This is a genomic window from Streptomyces sp. NRRL F-6676, assembly GCF_000725625.1.
Classification (GTDB): Bacteria; Actinomycetota; Actinomycetes; order Streptomycetales; family Streptomycetaceae; genus Streptomyces.
Genome location: NZ_JOHS01000003.1, coordinates 76882 through 95655, shown reverse-complemented (window position 1 = coordinate 95655; position 18774 = coordinate 76882). Strand labels below are relative to the sequence as shown.

Annotated in this window: 15 protein-coding genes; 4 read left to right on the top strand and 11 right to left on the bottom strand. The window is 72.5% G+C overall.

Annotated elements, in window-relative coordinates; genetic code table 11:
* Positions 1 to 74: 74 nt before the first annotated feature.
* The 6 genes from IO29_RS03800 to IO29_RS03775 all read right to left on the bottom strand — a co-directional run bounded on the left by IO29_RS03800 (position 75) and on the right by IO29_RS03775 (position 5298).
* Positions 75 to 461 carry a VOC family protein gene (locus IO29_RS03800; RefSeq protein ID WP_030378864.1) on the bottom strand — a complete coding sequence of 129 codons (387 nt, stop codon included), beginning with the start codon at positions 459 to 461 and terminating at the stop codon, positions 75 to 77.
* 150 nt (positions 462 to 611) lie between these two features.
* Positions 612 to 1250: a hypothetical protein gene (locus IO29_RS03795; RefSeq protein ID WP_030378865.1), complete on the bottom strand. Its 639-nt coding sequence runs from the start codon at positions 1248 to 1250 to the stop codon at positions 612 to 614.
* Between the two features lie 88 nt (positions 1251 to 1338).
* Positions 1339 to 2832, bottom strand: coding sequence for a GntP family permease (locus IO29_RS03790; RefSeq protein ID WP_030378866.1), 1494 nt, complete (start codon positions 2830 to 2832; stop codon positions 1339 to 1341).
* A gap of 164 nt (positions 2833 to 2996) precedes the next feature.
* Positions 2997 to 3407 carry a RidA family protein gene (locus IO29_RS03785; RefSeq protein ID WP_030378867.1) on the bottom strand — a complete coding sequence of 137 codons (411 nt, stop codon included), beginning with the start codon at positions 3405 to 3407 and terminating at the stop codon, positions 2997 to 2999.
* Entirely contained in the window at positions 3404 to 4228 is an 825-nt protein-coding gene (locus IO29_RS03780; protein WP_030378868.1) for an IclR family transcriptional regulator, read from the bottom strand. The genes IO29_RS03785 and IO29_RS03780 overlap by 4 nt, the downstream gene beginning before the upstream one ends.
* The gene (locus tag IO29_RS03775) at positions 4225 to 5298 is read right to left on the bottom strand and encodes a sugar kinase (RefSeq protein ID WP_030378869.1); all 1074 of its coding nucleotides are present in this window, start codon (positions 5296 to 5298) and stop codon (positions 4225 to 4227) included. The genes IO29_RS03780 and IO29_RS03775 overlap by 4 nt, the downstream gene beginning before the upstream one ends.
* Positions 5299 to 5433: 135 nt before the next feature.
* On the opposite strand from IO29_RS03775, the gene IO29_RS03770 reads away from it, so the two are divergent.
* Both IO29_RS03770 and IO29_RS03765 read left to right on the top strand, forming a co-directional pair.
* Positions 5434 to 6750 (top strand): amino acid deaminase, encoded by a 1317-nt coding sequence (locus IO29_RS03770; RefSeq protein WP_030378870.1) that lies wholly within the window; start codon positions 5434 to 5436, stop codon positions 6748 to 6750.
* A gap of 55 nt (positions 6751 to 6805) precedes the next feature.
* A complete protein-coding gene (locus tag IO29_RS03765) occupies positions 6806 to 8455 on the top strand; it encodes an N-acyl-D-amino-acid deacylase family protein (RefSeq protein WP_030378871.1) in 1650 nt (549 codons plus the stop codon).
* Positions 8456 to 8490: 35 nt separating this feature from the next.
* On the opposite strand, the gene IO29_RS03760 is transcribed toward IO29_RS03765, so the two are convergent.
* The gene (locus IO29_RS03760) at positions 8491 to 9348 is read right to left on the bottom strand and encodes a S1 family peptidase (RefSeq protein WP_030378872.1); all 858 of its coding nucleotides are present in this window, start codon (positions 9346 to 9348) and stop codon (positions 8491 to 8493) included.
* A gap of 138 nt (positions 9349 to 9486) precedes the next feature.
* Entirely contained in the window at positions 9487 to 10296 is an 810-nt protein-coding gene (locus IO29_RS35465) for a hypothetical protein (protein ID WP_051707586.1), read from the bottom strand.
* A 139-nt stretch (positions 10297 to 10435) separates the two neighbouring features.
* On the opposite strand from IO29_RS35465, the gene IO29_RS03750 reads away from it, so the two are divergent.
* Positions 10436 to 11647, top strand: coding sequence for a pyridoxal phosphate-dependent aminotransferase (locus IO29_RS03750; RefSeq protein WP_030378874.1), 1212 nt, complete (start codon positions 10436 to 10438; stop codon positions 11645 to 11647).
* A 67-nt stretch (positions 11648 to 11714) separates the two neighbouring features.
* Here IO29_RS03750 and IO29_RS03745 read toward each other — a convergent pair whose 3' ends face one another.
* Together IO29_RS03745 and IO29_RS38375 are read right to left on the bottom strand one after the other, a co-directional pair.
* Positions 11715 to 15377, bottom strand: a complete 3663-nt coding sequence (locus tag IO29_RS03745) for a tetratricopeptide repeat protein (protein ID WP_051707585.1) — start codon at positions 15375 to 15377, stop codon at positions 11715 to 11717.
* The gene (locus IO29_RS38375) at positions 15374 to 15847 is read right to left on the bottom strand and encodes a hypothetical protein (protein ID WP_051707584.1); all 474 of its coding nucleotides are present in this window, start codon (positions 15845 to 15847) and stop codon (positions 15374 to 15376) included. The genes IO29_RS03745 and IO29_RS38375 overlap by 4 nt, the downstream gene beginning before the upstream one ends.
* 154 nt (positions 15848 to 16001) lie before the next feature.
* Between IO29_RS38375 and IO29_RS03735 the strand changes: the two genes are divergently transcribed.
* Positions 16002 to 16460: an SCO4983 family protein gene (locus IO29_RS03735; RefSeq protein WP_030378876.1), complete on the top strand. Its 459-nt coding sequence runs from the start codon at positions 16002 to 16004 to the stop codon at positions 16458 to 16460.
* Positions 16461 to 16709: 249 nt separating this feature from the next.
* Here the strand turns inward: IO29_RS03735 and IO29_RS03730 are convergent, their stop codons facing one another.
* Positions 16710 to 18554: a phosphoenolpyruvate carboxykinase (GTP) gene (locus IO29_RS03730; RefSeq protein ID WP_030378877.1), complete on the bottom strand. Its 1845-nt coding sequence runs from the start codon at positions 18552 to 18554 to the stop codon at positions 16710 to 16712.
* Positions 18555 to 18774: the final 220 nt, after the last annotated feature.

Sequence of the window (18774 nt, the reverse complement as noted above, 5' to 3'; positions counted from 1 at the left end):
ATCAAGATCCCCTCCAGAGGAGCCCGAGGAACGGTGGCGCACCACCGCCCCCTGGCCCCTCGGTCCTGACGGTCCTAACGGTCCAGCGTGCGCAGGACGCAGAACTCGTTGTCCTCGGGGTCCGTCATGACGACCCAGCCCGCGCCCTCGGTCTGGTCCTCGGCGCGCTTCGCGCCGAGGGCGAGCAGACGGGTGACCTCGTCCTCCGTCGTGCCCTCGACGGGGCTGACGTCGAGGTGGAGGCGGTTCTTGCCCGTCTTGCCCTCGGGGACCGGGATGAAGATCAGCGTCGGCGGCATCTGGCGGGCGCGGAACTCCTCGCGCGTCGGGTCCCAGGAGCCGATCTCCACCGTGTCGCCGTCCCGGTCGATCACCTCCCAGCCCAGGACCGCGCTCCAGAAGGTCGCGAGCCGCTCGGGGTCGTGGCAGTCGACGACCACTTCGATGAGCCTGCTGGTCATGGGTCTCCCAGATGGTGTGGACGAAAGCGACGGCGATCGTACGTCAGTGCGGTGGGTGGGGCACGGGATTTATGCGTGACGGAGCGCCGTACGGACCGGCATGGCCGCCGCACGGCGCTCCGTCAGGAAGCGAGAGGGCGCTGGGGCGCGTTACGCGTCCTCGCCCTTGTCGCGCTTGTCTCCCTTGCCGCCCTTGCCGTCCTTGTCGCCCTCGTCGTCCGGCTTCGCGTCCTCCGGGGCCTCCTGGGCCCCGGCCTCCTCCGCGCCGTCCTCGAAGTACGCGTCCAGGACCTCGTCCAACTGCCGTTCCCACTCCGCGAAACGGGAGCGGGAGGGCGCCTCGATCTCGATGAAGTACCAGCGCGACTGCGGCGTGTGCACGGTCACCGTGAATCGCTTGCCGAAGCGCGGGGTCGCCGTCTCGACCGCCGCGATCTCGTCCCAGCGGAACTCGCACTCCTGGTCGTCCAGGTGGAGCCGGACGCCCGCCGCGTTCGCCAGGATCGAGGCCCGGCGGTCGGAGGCGTCGAACACCGGGCCGTCGGCGGGGACTTCGTCGTCGGCCGGGGCGTCGTCGGGGCCGGTCCCGGCCTCCGCCTCCACCTCTGCCTTCGCTTCCGTCTCGGCGTCCGTCCCGGCCTCGGCCGGCTCCGGGGCCGACGCGGCCGGTTCCGCCGCCTCCGTCGTCTCCTCCGGCTCGCGGGACCCGGGCACCGTCAGGCCGGGGACGTACGCCGGGTCCACTCCGGCGTCCAGGGGCTGCTTGCTCGAACCTATGCGCTGCTCCACAGCGGGCAGTATGGTGCACCATCCTGTGTCCGGTGCAAGCCGCCCCCGCATCGTTATACGAATCCGGCCGCCGCCCGCCGGCGCCCGGTCACAGGAACAGGCTCACCACCGCCGCCACCGCGAACCCGGCCACCGACAGCACCGATTCCAGGACCGTCCACGTCTTCAGCGTGTCCCGCTCGCTGATGCCGAAGTACTTCGCGACCATCCAGAAGCCGCCGTCGTTGACGTGCGAGGCGAAGATCGAGCCCGCCGAGATGGCCATGATGACCAGCGCGGTGAACGCCTGCGAGTGGTGGCCCTCGGACAGCAGCGGCGCCACGATGCCCGCCGTCGTGACGATCGCGACCGTCGCCGAGCCCTGCGCCACCCGCAGCACCAGCGAGATCAGGTACGACAGCACGATCACCGGCAGCCCGACGTCGTGGAAGGTGTCGGAGAGGGCCTGGGCGACGCCGCTGCCCTTGAGGACCGCGCCGAAGATGCCGCCCGCGCCGACCACCAGCAGGATGTTGCCGATCGGCTTCAGCGAGGCCGTCGAGACCGTCTCCAGGGACTTGCGGGACCAGCCGCGCCGGATGCCGAGCAGGTAGTAGGCGAGCAGCAGCGCGATCGTCAGGGCGACGAACGGGTGGCCGAAGAACTCCACCACCGAGCGGCCCGTGGAGGGGTCGAAGGCGATGGAGGAGAAGGTGGCGAGCAGGATCAGGACCAGCGGTGTGCCGATGATCGTGAAGACGACGGACAGCGGCACCGGCTTCTCCGACGGCGTCACGCCCTCCGCCCGCTGCTCGGCCGCGAGGGCCGCCTTGGACTCCTCGGCCGCCTCGACCATGTCCTGCGGCACGGGGACGAAGATCCGCCGGCCGATCCAGGCCGCCCACGCCCACGCGGCCAGCACGGCCGGGATGCCGCAGACGATGCCCATCAGGATGACCCAGCCGAGGTCGACGTGGAGCAGTCCGGCCGCGGCCACCGGGCCGGGGTGCGGCGGCAGGAAGGCGTGGGTCATCGACAGGCCCGCGAGCAGCGGCATGGCGTACAGGACGATGGACTTGCCACCGCGCTTGGCGGCCGCGTAGACGATCGGCGCGAGGACGAAGATGCCGACGTCGAAGAAGACCGGGATGCCGAAGACCAGGCCGGTCAGGCCCATCGCGAGCGGGGCGCGCTTCTCGCCGAACAGGTGCAGCAGCCGCGAGGCCAGCACCTCCGCGCCGCCGGAGACCTCCAGGACCGCGCCGAGCATGGTGCCCAGGCCGATGATGATGGCGACGTGGCCGAGCGTGCCGCCCATGCCGGACTCGATGAGCGAGACGGCGTCGGAGCGCTGCACCGTGCCGAAGAGTTCGGTGACCGACAGTCCGGCGGCCAGGCCGACGGCGATGGAGACCGTGAGCAGCGCCAGGAAGGGCTGCAACCGGATCTTGATGATCAGGAAGAGCAGCAGCGCGATGCCGAGCGCGGCGACCGTGAGCAGTCCGGCGGTGCCGTGGATGAGGGCGATGAGGCCGCCGGTGTGGGGCGGGGTCTCGGGTGCGGAGGCCGCCGCGAGGGCGACCGGGTCTCTCGATATGAGCATGGGCATGACAGCGAGCATTGCGGGGGTCCTCGTGCTTCTCGTGTGAAAGGGGGTGCCATGAGGCTTTCGGGCAGGGGATGGGGGGACGGCGCGGTGCCCCGGCGGGGCGGGGCATCCGCGTCGTGCGTACTCGCGTACGTGTGTACGGGGACGGGTCCCGGAGGTCAGTCCAGTACGGCGAGCGCGTCGATCTCGATGAGCAGGCCGGGCGGCAGGCCGACGTACACCGTGGTGCGGGCGGCCGGGGGCGCGGTGAGCCCCTGCTCCTCGAAGTAGGTGTTGTAGAGGTCGTTCATCTCGGCGAAGTGGTCCACGTCCGTGAGGTAGACGCGGAGCATCATCACGTCGTCCCAGCCCGCGCCGCCCTCCTCCAGGATCGCCTTGACGTTGGCGAGGGTCTGGAGCGTCTGCTCGCGCAGGGTCGGCCCGGCGGGCGTGGGCGCCTTGCCCTCCTCGGCGGGCAGGAAGCCGACCTGGCCGGCGACCTGGAGGATGTTCCCCTTGCGCACGCCGTGCGAGAACTTCGCGGGCGGGGTGGTGTGCGTCCTGGGGGTGAGGGCGGTCTTGTCGGTCATGGGGTGTCCTTTCCGGTGGTGCTTGAAGACGTGCCCGGGGGGCTGCCGGGCGTCCGGCCCGGATACTCGCCGCTGCCCGGCGTCCGGCCCGAGTACTCGCCGCTGATCGCGTCCGCCGTGCGGCGCACGCGCGGGAGGAGGGCGAGGAGTTCCTCGGCGGTGACGACGACGTTGGGCGCCGAGACCGACATCGCGGCGACGACCCGGCCGTCGGCGCCGCGCACGGGGGCGGCGACGCAGTTGATGGACTCCTCGTGGCCGCCGAGGTCGGTGGCCCAGCCCTGCTCGCGCACCTTCTCCAGCTCGCGCAGGAACGCGGCCGCGTGCGGCGTCGAGCGCGAGGTGTACGGCGGGTACTCGAGCCCTTCGGCGACCGCCCGCCGCTCGGCCTCGGGCAGATCGGCGAGGAGCAGCTTGGCCACCGCGGCGACGGTGATGGCGACCGGCTTGCCGATCCGCGAGTACATGCGCACCGGGTAGCGGCTGTCGACCTTGTCTATGTAGAGGACCTCGTTCTCCTCGTGCACCGCGAGGTGCACGGTGTGCCCGCACTCCTCGTTGAGGGCGACGAGGTGGGGGTGCGCGATCTCGCGGATGTCGAGGTTCTCCATCGCCTCCTGGGCGAGGGCGAAGAGCCGGGCGCCGAGCCGGTAGCGCTGGTCGGACTGGCGGTAGACCAGGCCGTGTTCGTGCAGCGTGCGCAGCAGCCGCAGCGCGGTGGACTTGTGCACGTCGAGCCGCTCGGCGACGCCCGCGAGGTCGGCGGGGCCCTCGGCGAGCAGCGGCAGGATGGACAGCGCCCGGTCGACGGTCTGGCTCATGGTCTGCGTACCTCCTCCTCGGCCCGGCCGTCGCCGTCCCGCGTCCGGTCGGTGCGCTCGGTCCAGCCGGGGCCGAGTCGCAGTCTCCCCCACGCCCCGTCGTCCAGGGCGACCAGCCGGTCGGCGTGGTCGCGGGCCGGGGGCGCGGCGAGGTCGCCGTGGACGGTGAGGGCGGCAGCGGCCGTGAGGTGGCCGTGGCGGAGCCGGTCGCGGACGGGCAGCCCGCGCAGGGTGGCGGAGAGGAACCCGGCGGCGAAGGCGTCCCCGGCGCCGACGTGGGCGACGACGTCCACGGCCGGGGCGCCGACGGTGACCTGCGCGGCGCCGGCGCCGAACGCCGTCGCCCCGGCCGCGCCCCGCTTGATCACGACCGTCTCCGGTTCCGGGAGCGCCGCGCGGATCGCCCGGTCGCCGTCCAGGCCCCACGCGGCACGCGCCTCGTCGTCGCCGACGAAGACGAGGTCGGCGCCGCGTGCCAGTTCGAGGAGCACCCGCGGGCCGTCGGCGTCGGCCCACAGCTCCGGGCGGTGGTTGACGTCGAAGGAGACGAGCGGGCGGCGGCCGGTCCGGCGGGCCGTCAGCTCCCGTACCAGTTCCAGGCAGTCGGCGGACAGCGCGGGGGTGATCCCGGAGAGATGCAGGATCCGGCAGTCCCGTACGGCGTCCAGGTCGAGGGTCTCGACGCTCATCGCGGAGGCCGCCGAGCCGGCCCGGTAGTACGCCACCTCGTGGGCGTCGCCGGAGCGGTCCCCGGCGGTGCGGAAGTAGATGCCGGTGGGGCGCGCCGGGTCCCGGCGCACCGCGCCCACGTCGACGCCGTACGCGCCGATCGCCTCCACGAGGTGGTCGCCGAAGCCGTCCGCGCCGACCCGGCTCACCCAGCGCACGGTGTGCCCGGCGGCGGCCAGCGCGCACGCCACGTTGGACTCGGCGCCGCCGATCCCGCGCTCGAAGGCCGGCACGTCGGCGAGCCGTCCCGGCCGCGTGGGCAGGAACGTCACCATGGACTCCCCCAGCGCGACGACGTCGACGGCGGGCGGGTCGGTGCGGTGCGGGCCGGTGGCGGTCACGGCGGCGGGGGCTCCTCGGGGATCCGGTGGGGCGCGGGCTCCGTTGACCCGCGTCGGCCGAGATGTTAGACAGCAGTGAGCGACATACGCAATGAACGTTGCAGAGAATGCAACGGACCTGATCAGGGAGGCTGCATGGCCGTCGACACCACCGGCTCCGCCCTCGACGGGGCGACCGAGGACCCCGTCGCCCGCCTCGCCGCCGAGCCCGTCGGCCACCGCTTCAAGGGCCTCCCGCCGGACGCCGCCCACCTCACCGTCGGCGCGCTCGCGGCCGAGCGGCGCAATCTGTTCACCGGCGGCTTCACCACCCCCGTCCTGGCCCTCTCCGCCGAGCGGCTGGAGCACAACCTCGCGCTGATGGAGGAGTACACCGAGCGGCACGGCCTCGTCTTCGCCCCGCACGGCAAGACCTCCATGGCCCCGCAGCTCTTCCGGCGGCAGCTCGCACGCGGCGCCTGGGGCATCACGCTCGCCCTCCCCCACCAGGTGCGCGTGGCGCGGGAGTTCGGCATCGGGCGGATCTTCGTGGCCAACGAGATCGTCGACGCGGCCGCCCTGCGCTGGATCGCCGCCGAGCTCGCCGCCGACCCGGAGTTCCGGTTCCTCTGCTACGTCGACTCCGTGCGCGGGGTCGAACTGATGGACGCCGCGCTCTCCCCGCTGCCCGAGGGCGGGCGCCCGCTCGACGTGGTCGTCGAACTCGGCGCCGGGGAGGGGGCGCGCACGGGGGCGCGTACGGAGGCGGAGTGCGCGGCGGTCGCCGACGCGGTCGCCTCCACCACCACCCTGCGGCTGGCCGGTGTGGCGGGCTACGAGGGCGAGGTCCCGGACGCCGACCCCGACCGCGTACGGGCCTGGCTGCGCCGGCTGACCGCGCTGGCCGCCGAGTTCGACGCGGCGGGCCGCTTCACGGGGACGGGCCTGGACGAGATCGTCGTCAGCGCGGGCGGCAGCGCCTGGTTCGACGCGGTCGCCGACGTGTTCGCCACGCTGCCCGCCCTCTCCCTGCCCGCGCTCAAGCTGCTGCGCTCGGGCGCCTACGTCTCGCACGACGACGGCCACTACCGGCACGTCACCCCCTTCAACCGGGTCCCGGAGGAGGGCGGTCTGGAGCCCGCGTTCCGGCTGTGGACGCAGGTCGTCTCCCGCCCCTCCCCCGGGCAGGCGTTCGCCAACGCGGGCAAGCGGGACGCCGCCCACGACCTGGACCTGCCCTTCCCCCAGGTGGTACGACGGGACGGCGACGAGCGCCCGGCCACCGGCGTGAGCGTGACCGCGCTCTCCGACCAGCACATGTGGCTGCGCACGGCGGACGGGGCGGACCTGGAGGTGGGCGACTGGATCGGCGTCGGCCTCTCCCACCCCTGCACCTCCTTCGACAAGTGGCAGCTCATCCCGCTGGTGGAGGCGGACGGCACGGTCACCGACTACATCCGCACGTTCTTCTAGACCCGCCCGGACACACCCCTCGTCACGTTCTTCGTCAGGAAGGCCGGTACTCGCCATGGATCCCGTCGACCCCACCGACCGTGCCGACCTCGTCCTGCGTGACGCGGAGGTCGTGGACGGCACCGGTGCGCCGTCCTACCGCGCCGACGTGGCGATCGAGGACGGCAGGATCGTCTCGATCGTCAAGGAGGCGTGGGCCGCGGGCTGCCAGCGCCCGCGCGCCCGGCGGGAGCTGGACGCCGAGGGCCTCGTCCTCGCCCCCGGCTTCATCGACATGCACGCGCACAGCGACCTCGCCCTGCTGCGCGACCCCGACCACAGCGCCAAGGCCGCGCAGGGCGTGACCCTCGAGGTCATCGGGCAGGACGGGCTGTCGTACGCGCCGGTCGACGACCGTACGCTCGCCGAGGTCCGCCGGGCGATCTCCGGCTGGAACGGGATCGGCGACGACATCGACTTCTCCTGGCGCTCGGTCGGCGGGTTCCTCGACCGCCTCGACCACGGCTTCGACGGACAGGGCATCGCCGTCAACGCCGCGTACCTCGTCCCGCAGGGCACGGTCCGCGCCCTCGCCGTCGGCTGGGAGGACCGCCCGGCCACACCCGCCGAGCTGGACCGGATGCGGCGGCTGGTCGCGGAGGGCATGGAGGCGGGCGCCGTCGGCCTCTCCTCCGGGCTGACCTACACGCCCGGCATGTACGCGAACGGTGCCGAACTGGCCGAGCTGTGCCGGGTGGTGGCGTCCTACGGCGGCTACTACTGCCCGCACCACCGGTCCTACGGGGCGGGGGCGCTGGAGGCGTACGAGGAGATGGTCGCCCTCACCCGCGAGGCCGGCTGTCCGCTGCACCTGACCCACGCCACCATGAACTTCGGCGTCAACCGGGACCGGGCGCCCGAGCTGCTCGCCCTGCTCGACGAGGCGCTGGCCGCCGGCGCCGACATCACCCTGGACACCTATCCCTACACCCCCGGCTGCACCACACTCGCCGCCCAACTGCCCAGCTGGGCGGGCGAGGGCGGCCCCGAGGCGCTGCTCGATCGGCTCGCGGACGACGACAGCGCCGAGCGGATCCGCCACCATCTGGAGGTCATCGGCTCCGACGGCTGCCACGGGGTGCCGATGGAGTGGGAGACCATCGAGATCTCCGGCGTGTCCAACCCCGCGCTCGACGAGTACGTCGGCCGCACGGTCCTCCAGTCCGCCCGGGCACGCGGCGAGACGCCCTGGACGACCGCGCGCCGGCTGCTGACCGAGGACCGGCTCGGCACGACGATCCTCCAGCACGTCGGCAACGAGGAGAACGTCCGTACGATCATGCGCCACCCGGCGCACACCGGCGGCTCCGACGGCATCCTCCAGGGCAGCAAGCCGCACCCGCGCGCGTACGGCACCTTCCCGCAGTATCTCGGCACCTACGTGCGGGAGTTGGGGGTGCTCTCGCTGGAGGAGTGCGTCGCCCACCTCACCGGGCGCGCGGCGGCCCGGCTGCGGCTGCCGGACCGGGGGCTCGTGCGCGAGGGCTACCGGGCCGACCTGGTCCTCTTCGACCCGGCGACGGTCGCGCCCGGCGCCACGTTCGCGGAGCCGCGCCGGCTGCCGACGGGGATTCCGTATGTGCTGATCGACGGCCGCTTCGTCATCGAGGACGGGCGGCGCACGGACGTCCTGGCGGGGCGGGCGGTGCGGCGCACCCCGGCGTGAACCGCCCGCCCCGAGGCGCTTTTTTCGGCAGTGGCTCAGGGCTTGGGCAGGGTGCACCCGCTCGCGTTCAGGTTCAGCTTGTTGCCGGCGCCGAAGCAGGCCGGGATGCCGTACGTCTCCTCGGCGTAGTTGATGCCCTCGCGGACGGTGACGGCGCCGTTCTCGTCGACCTCGCAGGGGTTGTTCTCGGTGCAGCGCTCCCCGTCCTCGTTGCCCGTGTTGTTGACGGCGACGACCTTGCCGGTGGCGGTGTCGACGACGGGCGAGCCGGAGGTGCCGCCGATGGTGTCGCAGGCGGAGGTGTAGCGGACGGAGTCCTTCCAGGTCCAGTCGCCCTCCTTCAGCCGGTAGGCGAAGCCGTCGATCGCGCAGCTGTAGATGCGCTTCCAGTACCCGGAGACGACCTTGATCGCGGTGCCGGCCACGGGGTGGGTGCCGTCGAGGGTGAGCGCGCCGATGCCGTAGGAGCTCCTGATCTGCGCGTAGGTGCGGGTGAGCTGGTAGAGCGTGACGTCGGTGTCGGTCATCGTCGAGTACGCGACCTTGCTCGCGCGGAGGGTGGCGACGCGGGTCCCGGCGGAGTCGAGCAGGCCGAACGAGCGGCTGGAGGACTGGTCGACGATCACCTCGCCGGGCTCGGGGAAGCCGGTCTCCAGGCAGTGGCCGTTGGTCAGCACGAGCGCCGGGTCGGTGTCGGCGGAGGCGGGGAGCCGGACGACGGACCCTGAGCAGTTGCTGAGGGCGACGGTGCCGGCGTAGTCGACGGCCCGGAGGGCGGGGGTGGTGGCTTTGGTGGGGGCGGGAGTTGTCGTGGGGGTGGCCGCCGCCGTGGGGGCCGCGCCGGCCCCGGCGATGACCAGGGCGAGGAGCGCGGTGACGAGAGGCTTTCTCATGTGGGGTCCCCTCTGAGACATGACACGGCGGCCGAAGGTCTTCCGGCCGCCGCACGTTGAGTTGTCATGCGCATTGTCAGAGGGGTGGCGTGCGGGGGCAAGGGGCGGTTTTCGGCCGCGCCCTCCCGGGACGCGGGCTCAGTGGCCTCCCCAGCCGCCGCTTCCGCCGCCCCAGCCTCCTCCGCCCCAGCCGCCACCGTTGCCGTGTCCGCCGCCGTAGGGGTTCGACCGGGTGGGGCTGGGGGTGGCGGAGGGCGAGGGGGAGGCGGAGCGGGTGGTGGGCGCGGGCGCGGCGGAGTGGGTGGCGGAGCCGCCGGGCGCGGAACCGTCGTCCGCGTCCGCCCCGCGCGCCGTGGGGGAGGCGGCGCCCCGGGAGGTCCCGGCGGTGGCCGACGGCCGCGCGTCCTCGGACGGGCCGGCCGTGCCGGTGGGGGTACCGGAGGCGGAAGCGCTGGAGGCGGGGGCGGCGGAGTCGGCCGCGTCCGTGGCCGCCGGCCTCGGCCGCGCCGGCTCCTCTCCGCCGCCCGGCGTCCCGGAGGACCCGGAGCCGAAGCCTCCGGCGAGCAGGACGGCGACGCCGGCCACGCCGAGCGCCCCGACGGCGAGGGCCGCGCGCCGGGCGGTACGCGGGCGGCGCGGGGAGAGCCCGGGTTCTTCGGCGCCCGGGTCGGCGGCGGGGTCCGCGGGCACGGCGATCGGGGTCAGTTCGCGGGTCTCGTCGTAGGAGTTCTGCCAGCCGTGGGCGGCGGCCGGGTCCGCGTACCGGTCGTACTCGGGCGTCGTCGCCTCGGCGGACGGGTGATACACGTTCGGGTGAACCGCGGGTGCGTCGCCGTGCTGCCGTGCGTCGCCGACGGTGCCGGCGTCCGCCGCGCCGTCTCCGTACACCCCGGTGTACCCGGTGTTCTCGCCGTGCGCCCCGCCCTCGGGCTGTTGCTGCCATGACACGAGGGCGCATTGTAGGGGCGCGTGGGGCGGTTGGGGCAGGGGTGGGTGACATAGGGAGCAAAGCGGGTCAGCGCCGTACGGGACCCATGTGGTGGGAAACACGACGCGCACCCGCGGACGCGGCCGTAAGCTCACGGACATGCAGGTGATCCAGTCCACGAAGCTCGCCAACGTCGGCTACGAGATCCGGGGCCCGGTTCTCGAGGAGGCGATGCGGCTGGAAGCGGCGGGTCACCGCATCCTCAAGCTGAACACCGGCAACCCGGCCGCCTTCGGCTTCGAGTGCCCGCAGGAGATCCTCGAGGACGTCCTGCGCAACGTCTCCACGGCGCACGGCTACGGCGACGCCAAGGGTCTGCTGGCCGCGCGCCGGGCGGTCGTCATGCACAACCAGACCCTCGGCATCGAGACGGACGTCGAGCACGTCTTCATCGGCAACGGCGTCTCCGAGCTGATCGTCATGGCGATGCAGGCGCTGCTGGACGACGGCGACGAGGTCCTCGTCCCGGCCCCCGACTACCCGCTGTGGACGGCGGCGGTGTCGCTGTCCGGCGGCACCGCGGTGCACTACCGGTGCGACGAGCAGTCCGACTGGATGCCGGACCTCGCCGACATCGAGCGCAAGGTCAGCGACCGCACCAAGGCGATCGTCATCATCAACCCCAACAACCCGACCGGCGCGGTGTACGACCCGTCGGTGCTCAAGGGGCTCACCGACATCGCGCGCCGGCACAACCTGCTGGTCTGCTCGGACGAGATCTACGACAAGATCCTCTACGACGGGGCCACGCACACGCCGACCGCGTCGGTCGCGCCGGATCTGCTGACGCTGACGTTCAACGGGATGTCGAAGGCGTACCGGGTGGCGGGGTACCGGGTGGGCTGGATGGCGATCTCCGGCCCGCGCGCCCACGCCGACTCGTACATCGAGGGGCTGACGATCCTGGCGAACATGCGGTTGTGCGCGAACATGCCGGGGCAGCACGGGGTGGTCGCCGCGCTGAGCGGACGGCAGACGATCCAGGACCTGGTGCTGCCGGGCGGGCGGCTCAAAGAGCAGCGGGACGTCGCCCATGAACTGCTGACGCGGATCCCCGGCGTGACGTGCGTCAAGCCGAAGGGGGCGCTGTATCTGTTCCCGCGCCTCGACCCCAAGGTCTTCAAGATCAAGGACGACCGGCGGATGGTCCTCGAGCTGCTGCGCCGGGAGAAGATCATGGTGGTGCACGGCACGGGCTTCAACTGGCCCGACCCGGACCACTTCCGCGTGGTGACCCTCCCCACGGTCGCCGACCTGACATCGGCGATCACCCGCATCGGCCACTTCCTGGACGGCTACGGACAGGTGTGAGGCGGGGTCGCCCGCCCGGAACGGCAGCGCGCGCGAGGCCGGCCTCCGAGCGGCGCCTGGACAGGCTCTACGCAGGCCGTGCTCCGGTGGTCTCGCCGTTCGCTTCGATCCAGCGCCGGATGGCCTCGGCCTCCCTCGGACGTCCCAGCCCCAGGAGCAGGCGCGCCTGTAGATCCAGCACTGAGCCGAGCGGCACAGGGAAACGTCCAAGCCCTGCCGCGGCATGCCTGCGGTAGATCTCCACCGCCTCCGCCGTCGCCCGCAAGGCTGCGGATGCACCCTGCCGCGCCGCATGACTCACCTGGGCCCAGGCAAAGAGTGAGCGCGCCAGAACGGGTTCGTAGGCAGCCGGGTTCCCCAGCGCCAGCCGTCGGCTGACCGCGACGGCTTCCGCCAGCACGGACAATGCTTCGCGACGCCGTCCCGCCTCGTACAGCAGGCTGCCCAGGTTGGACAACGAATCGACGAGATCGGACTCGTGGGCCGCCGGGTCGGCCGCCGCCGGCCGACGGTGCATCGCAACGGCTTCCTCGGTGGCGGACAGGGCTTCCCCTCGCCGCCCCACCGCCGCCGACAAGGCTCCGAGGTTGCGCAACGAGCCTGCGAGATCGGACTCATGGGCTGCCGGGCTCTCCCGCACCAGCCGACGCCGGATGTCCACCGCCTCCTCAGTGGCGGACAGGGCCTCCGGCTGCCGCCCCGCTTCGCGCAGGGATACACCGAGGTTGAACAACGAGACGGCGAGATCGGGCTCGTACATCGCCGGTTCGCCCACCGCCAGCCGACGCCGGATGTCCACCGCCTCGCACTCCGCGGCAATCGCCTCTTCCCATCGTCCCAACTGGCCCAACAGGACACCGAGGGCGGTCAACGACACGGTGAGGACGGGTTCATGGGTCGCCGGATCGCCCAGCGCCAGTCGCCGGTGGACCCCGACCGCTTCCTCCCTCGCGGACAGGGCCTCCTGCCGCCGCCCGGTCTCGGACAACACGGTGCCGAGGTTGGTCAACGAGGCAGCGAGATCGGGGTCGTAGGCAGCCGGGCCGTCCTCCGCCAGCCGGCGTCGGATCTCCACCGCCTCCCCACTGACGGACAGGGCCTCCTGCCCCCGCCCCACCCTCAGCAACTGGACGCCGAGGTTGGACAGCGAGACAGCGAGGCCGGGTTCGTGGGCCGCCGGGTCCTCCTCCGCCAGCCGGCGCCGGATGCCCACCGCTTCCTGCTCCGGTGCCAGCGCCTCCTGCCATCGCTCCGTCTCGGACAGCAGGCTGCCGAGGTTGGACAACGAGGCGGCGAGATCGGACTCGTACGCCGCCGGGTTCTGCTCCGCCAGCCGGCGCCGGACACCCACCGCCTCCTCGGTGACGGACATGGCCTCCCGCTGCCGACCCGCCTTCAGCAGCAGGGGACCGAGGTTCGACAACGCCAGGGCGAGGTCGGCCTCGTAGGCCGCCGGATTGGCCGCCACCAGCCGGCGGTAAGCCGTGACCGCTTCCTCGATCGCGGACACGGCCTCCGCTTCCCGCCCCACAGCCGACAACCGGTTGCCGAGATTGGACAACGCATCGGCGAGGTCGGGCCCGTAGACGGCCGGATCATTCGCCTTCAGTCGACGCAGGATCTCCACCGCCTCCTCGGTCACGGCCAGGGCTTCGTGTCGCCGCCCCACGTCCGACAGCGAAGCCCCGAGGCTGGACAGCGAGGCCGCGAGCGCCGGCTCGTGGGCCACCGGGTTCTCCCGCACCAGCCGGCGCCGGATCTCCACCGCCTTCTCGATGGCGGACAGAGCCTCCGACCGCCGCCCCCTGTCGAACAACCGATGGGCCAGGGCGGACAGGGAGAGGGCGAGGCCGGGCTCGTGGGCGACCGGGTCGTCGGCCACCAGCCGGCGCCAGATCTCCACCGCCTCCTCGACGGCGGACAGGGCCTCCGCGCGCCGCCCCACCGCCGACAGATAGGCACCGAGGTCGCACAACGAGCCGGCGAGGCTCGGCCGGTGCGCGGCGTCGGCGCGGGTGAGGTCGCGCCAGGCCCGCACGGCGTGCCGGCCCGAGACGAGCGCTTCGTCGCGCAGCCCGGCGTGATGCCGCCGTACCGCGAGGGTGTCCTGGGTGTGAGCGCGGGCGACGGGGTCGTTGTCGGTGGCCAGGCGGTGACGGGCCACACGCGCGACGACGGCGGCGATGCCGACGTCGAGGTCCGCGTGCCGGCCGCTGGGGAGATGCGGCTCGATGGCCTCCAGAACGGTGATGTCGAGGGCGTCGAGGTCGGCCAGCGCGACCAGCGCCGTACCGCCCGCCCGCAACGCCAGTTCCGGGTGGTCGAGCAGCAGGGGGCGGAGCTGGCCGGTGGCGATGTGGGGCCAACGGCGAGCAGTCTCGATCAGCACGGTCAGCGCGTCGCGCGTCCACGGCTCGACGGTACCCGTGGGCGCGAGGAGGCGTGCGGCGACTCCGTGCGCCCAGTCGTCGGTGACCGCCCCGGACACCGGGTGGGTGCCGGCGGAGTCGTGCGGATCGGCGGGGGTGCTCAGGCCGAGGAAATCCTCGCCGAGACGGTCGGGATGGAGCGGTTCCAGCACGATGGCGGTGCGGGCGGCGCTGCCGTGCGGCGAGGGGTAACAGAAACGGTGGTCGTCCAGGAGGGTGTTGGCGTCGGCGACGGAGTCGGCGAGACCGACCCGGTGAAGGGCGTTCTGACCGTGGGAACGGGCCAGGGAGCGGGTGAGGGTGGCGGTCAGCACGGTGCGTCCCATGGCTTCCGGCGTGGTGGTCAAGGGTGAGGACGAGCGCCGGTGCAGAGCGCCCCAGTGGGCGCGTTCACGCTTGAGGAGGTAGGCGGAGGCACGGGCCGGGTCGACGGGGGCGATGTCGTGGTGCAGGTGGGCGTCGACGGCGGCCAGAGCGGCGATGTGAACCGTCAGTACCTGGGCGTAGTCCTCGTCCGTCCCGAGATCCACGGGCGGCCTGATCTGGCCGGCCTCCTCGGAGGGGAGGCCCAGATGCTCGGCGAAGTGGTCGCGGGCCTCGTTGAACCGGGCGACGCGCTCGGAGGCGTCCTGCGCCAGGGGCGACAGGGGATGCGTGTCGGCCGGTACGTCGAGCGTGTCGCCGATCCACGTCTCCAGGCTCTCCCACCAGATGCCTGCCGGCCGGGCGAGCAACAGGACTCGCACCGGAAGGCGGGTGCGGTGCGGCAGCGGCTCCCGCAGCAGCCGGTGCAGGTCGGACATGGGCCAGCGTTCGGCGTAGTCGACCACCAGCAGGATGCCGACCGCGGCTCGGGGAAGTGGGCCGGTGTCCACGGGCTCGGCCTCGGCCTCGTTGAGGACCGCCTGCCACACCGTCCATCCCGCCCTGCGGCTCAGCTCGGCGAAGTGAGCGGCCAGCCGGGTCTTCCCCTGTCCACCGGGCCCGTGCAACAGCCTGACGCCCAGTCTGGTGGCCGGATCCTCACGCCAGTCCGTCAGCCGGTCGAGATCGTGGCGGCGACCGGTGAAGGGCACCACCTGGTGCGCTGCGCGCAGCAGCCTGGAAGGCTGCTCGGCCAGCATGCGGGTGGACAGGTCCCGCGGCTCGGCGGGGAAGTCCTCGATCCGGTAGGCGGGCTTCCACTGATGGACGAACTGGACGTGTTGGGTGCCCTGGCCGACGAGTAACGCCGCGGGGCCGTGGAAGGTACTGCCCTGTACACCGCCTCTGCCCACGGTGCCGTCGCTGGGCGTGGTCATGGCCGGAAGTCGAAGCGGACATCCTGCCGATTGTGCTCACCGGCCTGGAAGGCGGTGGGACCGTTGAATGTGTTACCGGACACCAACCCTGCGTCGCCGGTCGTCGCGGGAGCGGCTTCTTCCAACAGTTGCCGCAGTTCGACAGCGGCCCGGGAACGCTGATCGTCGTCCGCCAAGTTCTCGAACAACGTCTCGATACGGGTCTGCCACGCAGCCTCCTGGCGCATGCGGATCCGTTCGGCCGCGCCGGCCCCGGCCCCGGCCCCGGCCCCGGCCCCGGCCCCGGCCCCGGCGAGATCAACCGCGCTCTGGTCCAGCCGCTCCAGTTCTCCGCGCTCCCGCTCGGCGTCACCGCGCCCGAACCACCGCGCCAGCCGGCTGCGCAGCCCTTCCCACATATCGCTCCCGGCCGCCTGCACCACTGCGGAACCCCCTGCCGCGGCCAGCGCCGTCAACGCCTCGGGCAACATCCGATCCCCCTGTTGTCGCTCATCACTCGTGAGGTCGAAACGTAGCGCCGTCCCAGTCCCCGTGCACCCCTCACCAGTTACTTCCTGGATTCGCTCAACCTTAGACCCGATCTAAGCTAGGATGGCATCTCGCAGGCACAGGAGGCCATCCCCCATGTACGAACCGATCCGCACCAAGTCGGTCCACACGATGGCCGGCGCCCCCTCCGACTTCCCGCACCGTTCGCGGGAGGAGGAGTTGGACATCCAGCTCGCCGGTCACCTCGCCGCACTGCTCGCGGTGACCGACGAGCTCCGCGCCCTCGTCCCCTCCCCCGCGCTGGACGAGTCCGCCGAGCGGGTCGCCACGCAGGTGGGACGGCTGCGCGGCGGCGGCCCGCCGGCCCGTGCCGCGGTGCCCGCACCGGCGCCCGGTGCCGCGCAGGACACCCACGCCCGCGCCACCGCCCTGCACCGCCGCGCGCACGCACTCGCCGGCCGCGCCCTGGTCGTCGCCGCCTCCCGCGCGGACACGGCCGCCGCGATCCTCTCCGCCGAGCAGATGGACGTCCACGCGCACGCGGCCAGGACGGCACCGGCCGTCACCGAACCCCGGCAGCTCGCGTCCCACTGACGCGGGTCCGCCTCCCGAAAAAAGCGGCCCCGGTCCGCGCGCCCCCGCAGCGGCGCGCGGGCCGGGTGCCTCACGGCCCCCGGCATCCGCCCCCCAAGCCCGCGGCCCCGCACGCCATTGTGCGGGGCCGTTTCGCCGTGGCGGGCGCCGGCCGACGAGGAGCGCGGCCGGCCCGCCGCGGACGTATCCCCGGCGGCCGGGCTCGCCCCGGCCGCCGTACGGTGCCTGGTGTCCGTCGGGCCGGGCGGCTCAGCCCAGGCGCCGCACCAGCGCCCGGTACTGGTCCCACAGCTCCCGCGGGGTGTGCTCACCGAACGTGTTCAGGTGCTCCGGCACCAGCGCCGCCTCCTCGCGCCACGCCTCCTTGTCGACCGTGAGCAGGAACTCCAGGTCGGCCTCGGACAGGTCGAGCCCGGCGGTGTCCAGCGACTCCTTCGTCGGCAGGATGCCGATGGGCGTCTCGACGCCGTCGGCCTTCCCCTCCAGCCGCTCGACGATCCACTTCAGCACGCGCCCGTTCTCGCCGAACCCGGGCCAGACGAACTTGCCCTCGTCGTTCTTGCGGAACCAGTTGACGTAGTAGATCTTCGGGAGCTTCGCCTGGTCCTTGTCGGCGCCGACCTCGATCCAGTGGCCCATGTAGTCGCCCATGTTGTAGCCGCAGAACGGCAGCATGGCGAACGGGTCGCGGCGCAGTTCGCCGACCTTGCCCTCGGCGGCGGCGGTCTTCTCGGAGGCGACGTTCGCGCCGAGGAAGACGCCGTGGTTCCAGTCGAAGGACTCCGTCACCAGCGGTACGGCGGTGGCACGCCGGCCGCCGAAGAGGATCGCCGAGATCGGTACGCCCCGGGGGTCCTCCCATTCGGGCGCGATGATCGGGCACTGGGCGGCGGGGGTGGTGAAGCGGGCGTTGGGGTGGGCGGCGGGCTCGTCGGAGTCCGGGGTCCAGTCCCGGCCCTTCCAGTCCGTAAGGTGGGCCGGCGTCTCCTCCGTCATCCCCTCCCACCACACGTCGCCGTCGTCGGTGAGCGCCACGTTGGTGAAGACGGAGTTGCCCCACAGCGTCTTCATCGCGTTGGCGTTGGTGTGCTCGCCGGTGCCGGGGGCGACGCCGAAGAAGCCGGCCTCCGGGTTGATGGCGTACAGCCGGCCGTCCTCGCCGAACCGCATCCAGGCGATGTCGTCGCCGATGGTCTCCACCGTCCAGCCGGAGATCGTCGGCTCCAGCATGGCGAGGTTGGTCTTGCCGCAGGCCGAGGGGAAGGCGGCGGCGACGTACTTGGGCTGCCCGGTGGGCGGGGTCAGCTTCAGCACCAGCATGTGCTCGGCGAGCCAGCCCTCGTCGCGGGCCATGACGGAGGCGATGCGCAGGGCGTAGCACTTCTTGCCGAGCAGCGCGTTGCCGCCGTATCCGGAGCCGTAGGACCAGATCTCGCGGTCCTCGGGGAAGTGCGAGATGTACTTGGTGCTGTTGCAGGGCCAGGGGACGTCCTGCTCGCCCTCGGCCAGCGGGGCGCCGACGGTGTGCACGGCCTTGACGAAGAAGCCGTCCTCGCCGAGTTCCTCCAGGACCGGCTGACCCATGCGGGTCATGGTGCGCATGGAGACGGCGACGTACGCCGAGTCCGTGATCTCCACGCCGAGCGCGGAGAGCGGGGAGCCCAGCGGGCCCATGCAGAACGGGACGACGTACATCGTGCGCCCGCGCATGGAGCCGCGGAACACGCCCCCCTCGCCGTCGCGCCCCCGGAAGATCTCCCGCATCTCGGCGGGGTCCTTCCAGTGGTTGGTCGGGCCCGCGTCCTCCTCCTTCGCGGAGCAGATGAACGTACGGTCCTCGACGCGCGCCACGTCCGAGGGGTCGGAGGCGGCGTAGTAGGAATTCGGCCGCTTGATCGGGTCGAGCCTGGTGAACGTGCCCTTGGCGACGAGCTCCCCGCACAGGCGCTCGTACTCGGCCTCGGAGCCGTCGCACCAGACCACGTTGTCCGGCTGCGTCAGTTCGGCGATCTCGTCGACCCACGAGATCAGTTCCTGATGGCGGGTGGGGACGGTGGGGGGAACGGTGGTGGGAGCCGCGATGTCGCGCGCCACGATTGCTCCTAGATGAGGGGTTTTGTATTGGAGGCCCCGTGGGGGCTGCGACCCGGATGCGTCACGGCGTCGATCCCTCGGCGCTCATCCGGTGCCGACCGCACTCATTTGATCATCCGACTCTGCCGCCCATATGTCCAGAGGGCCGCACAACTGAGCGGCGTGAGCAATGCCACTTGAGAGCGGGTTTCTTCTCGTCCGGAATGGGTTCCGCGAATCC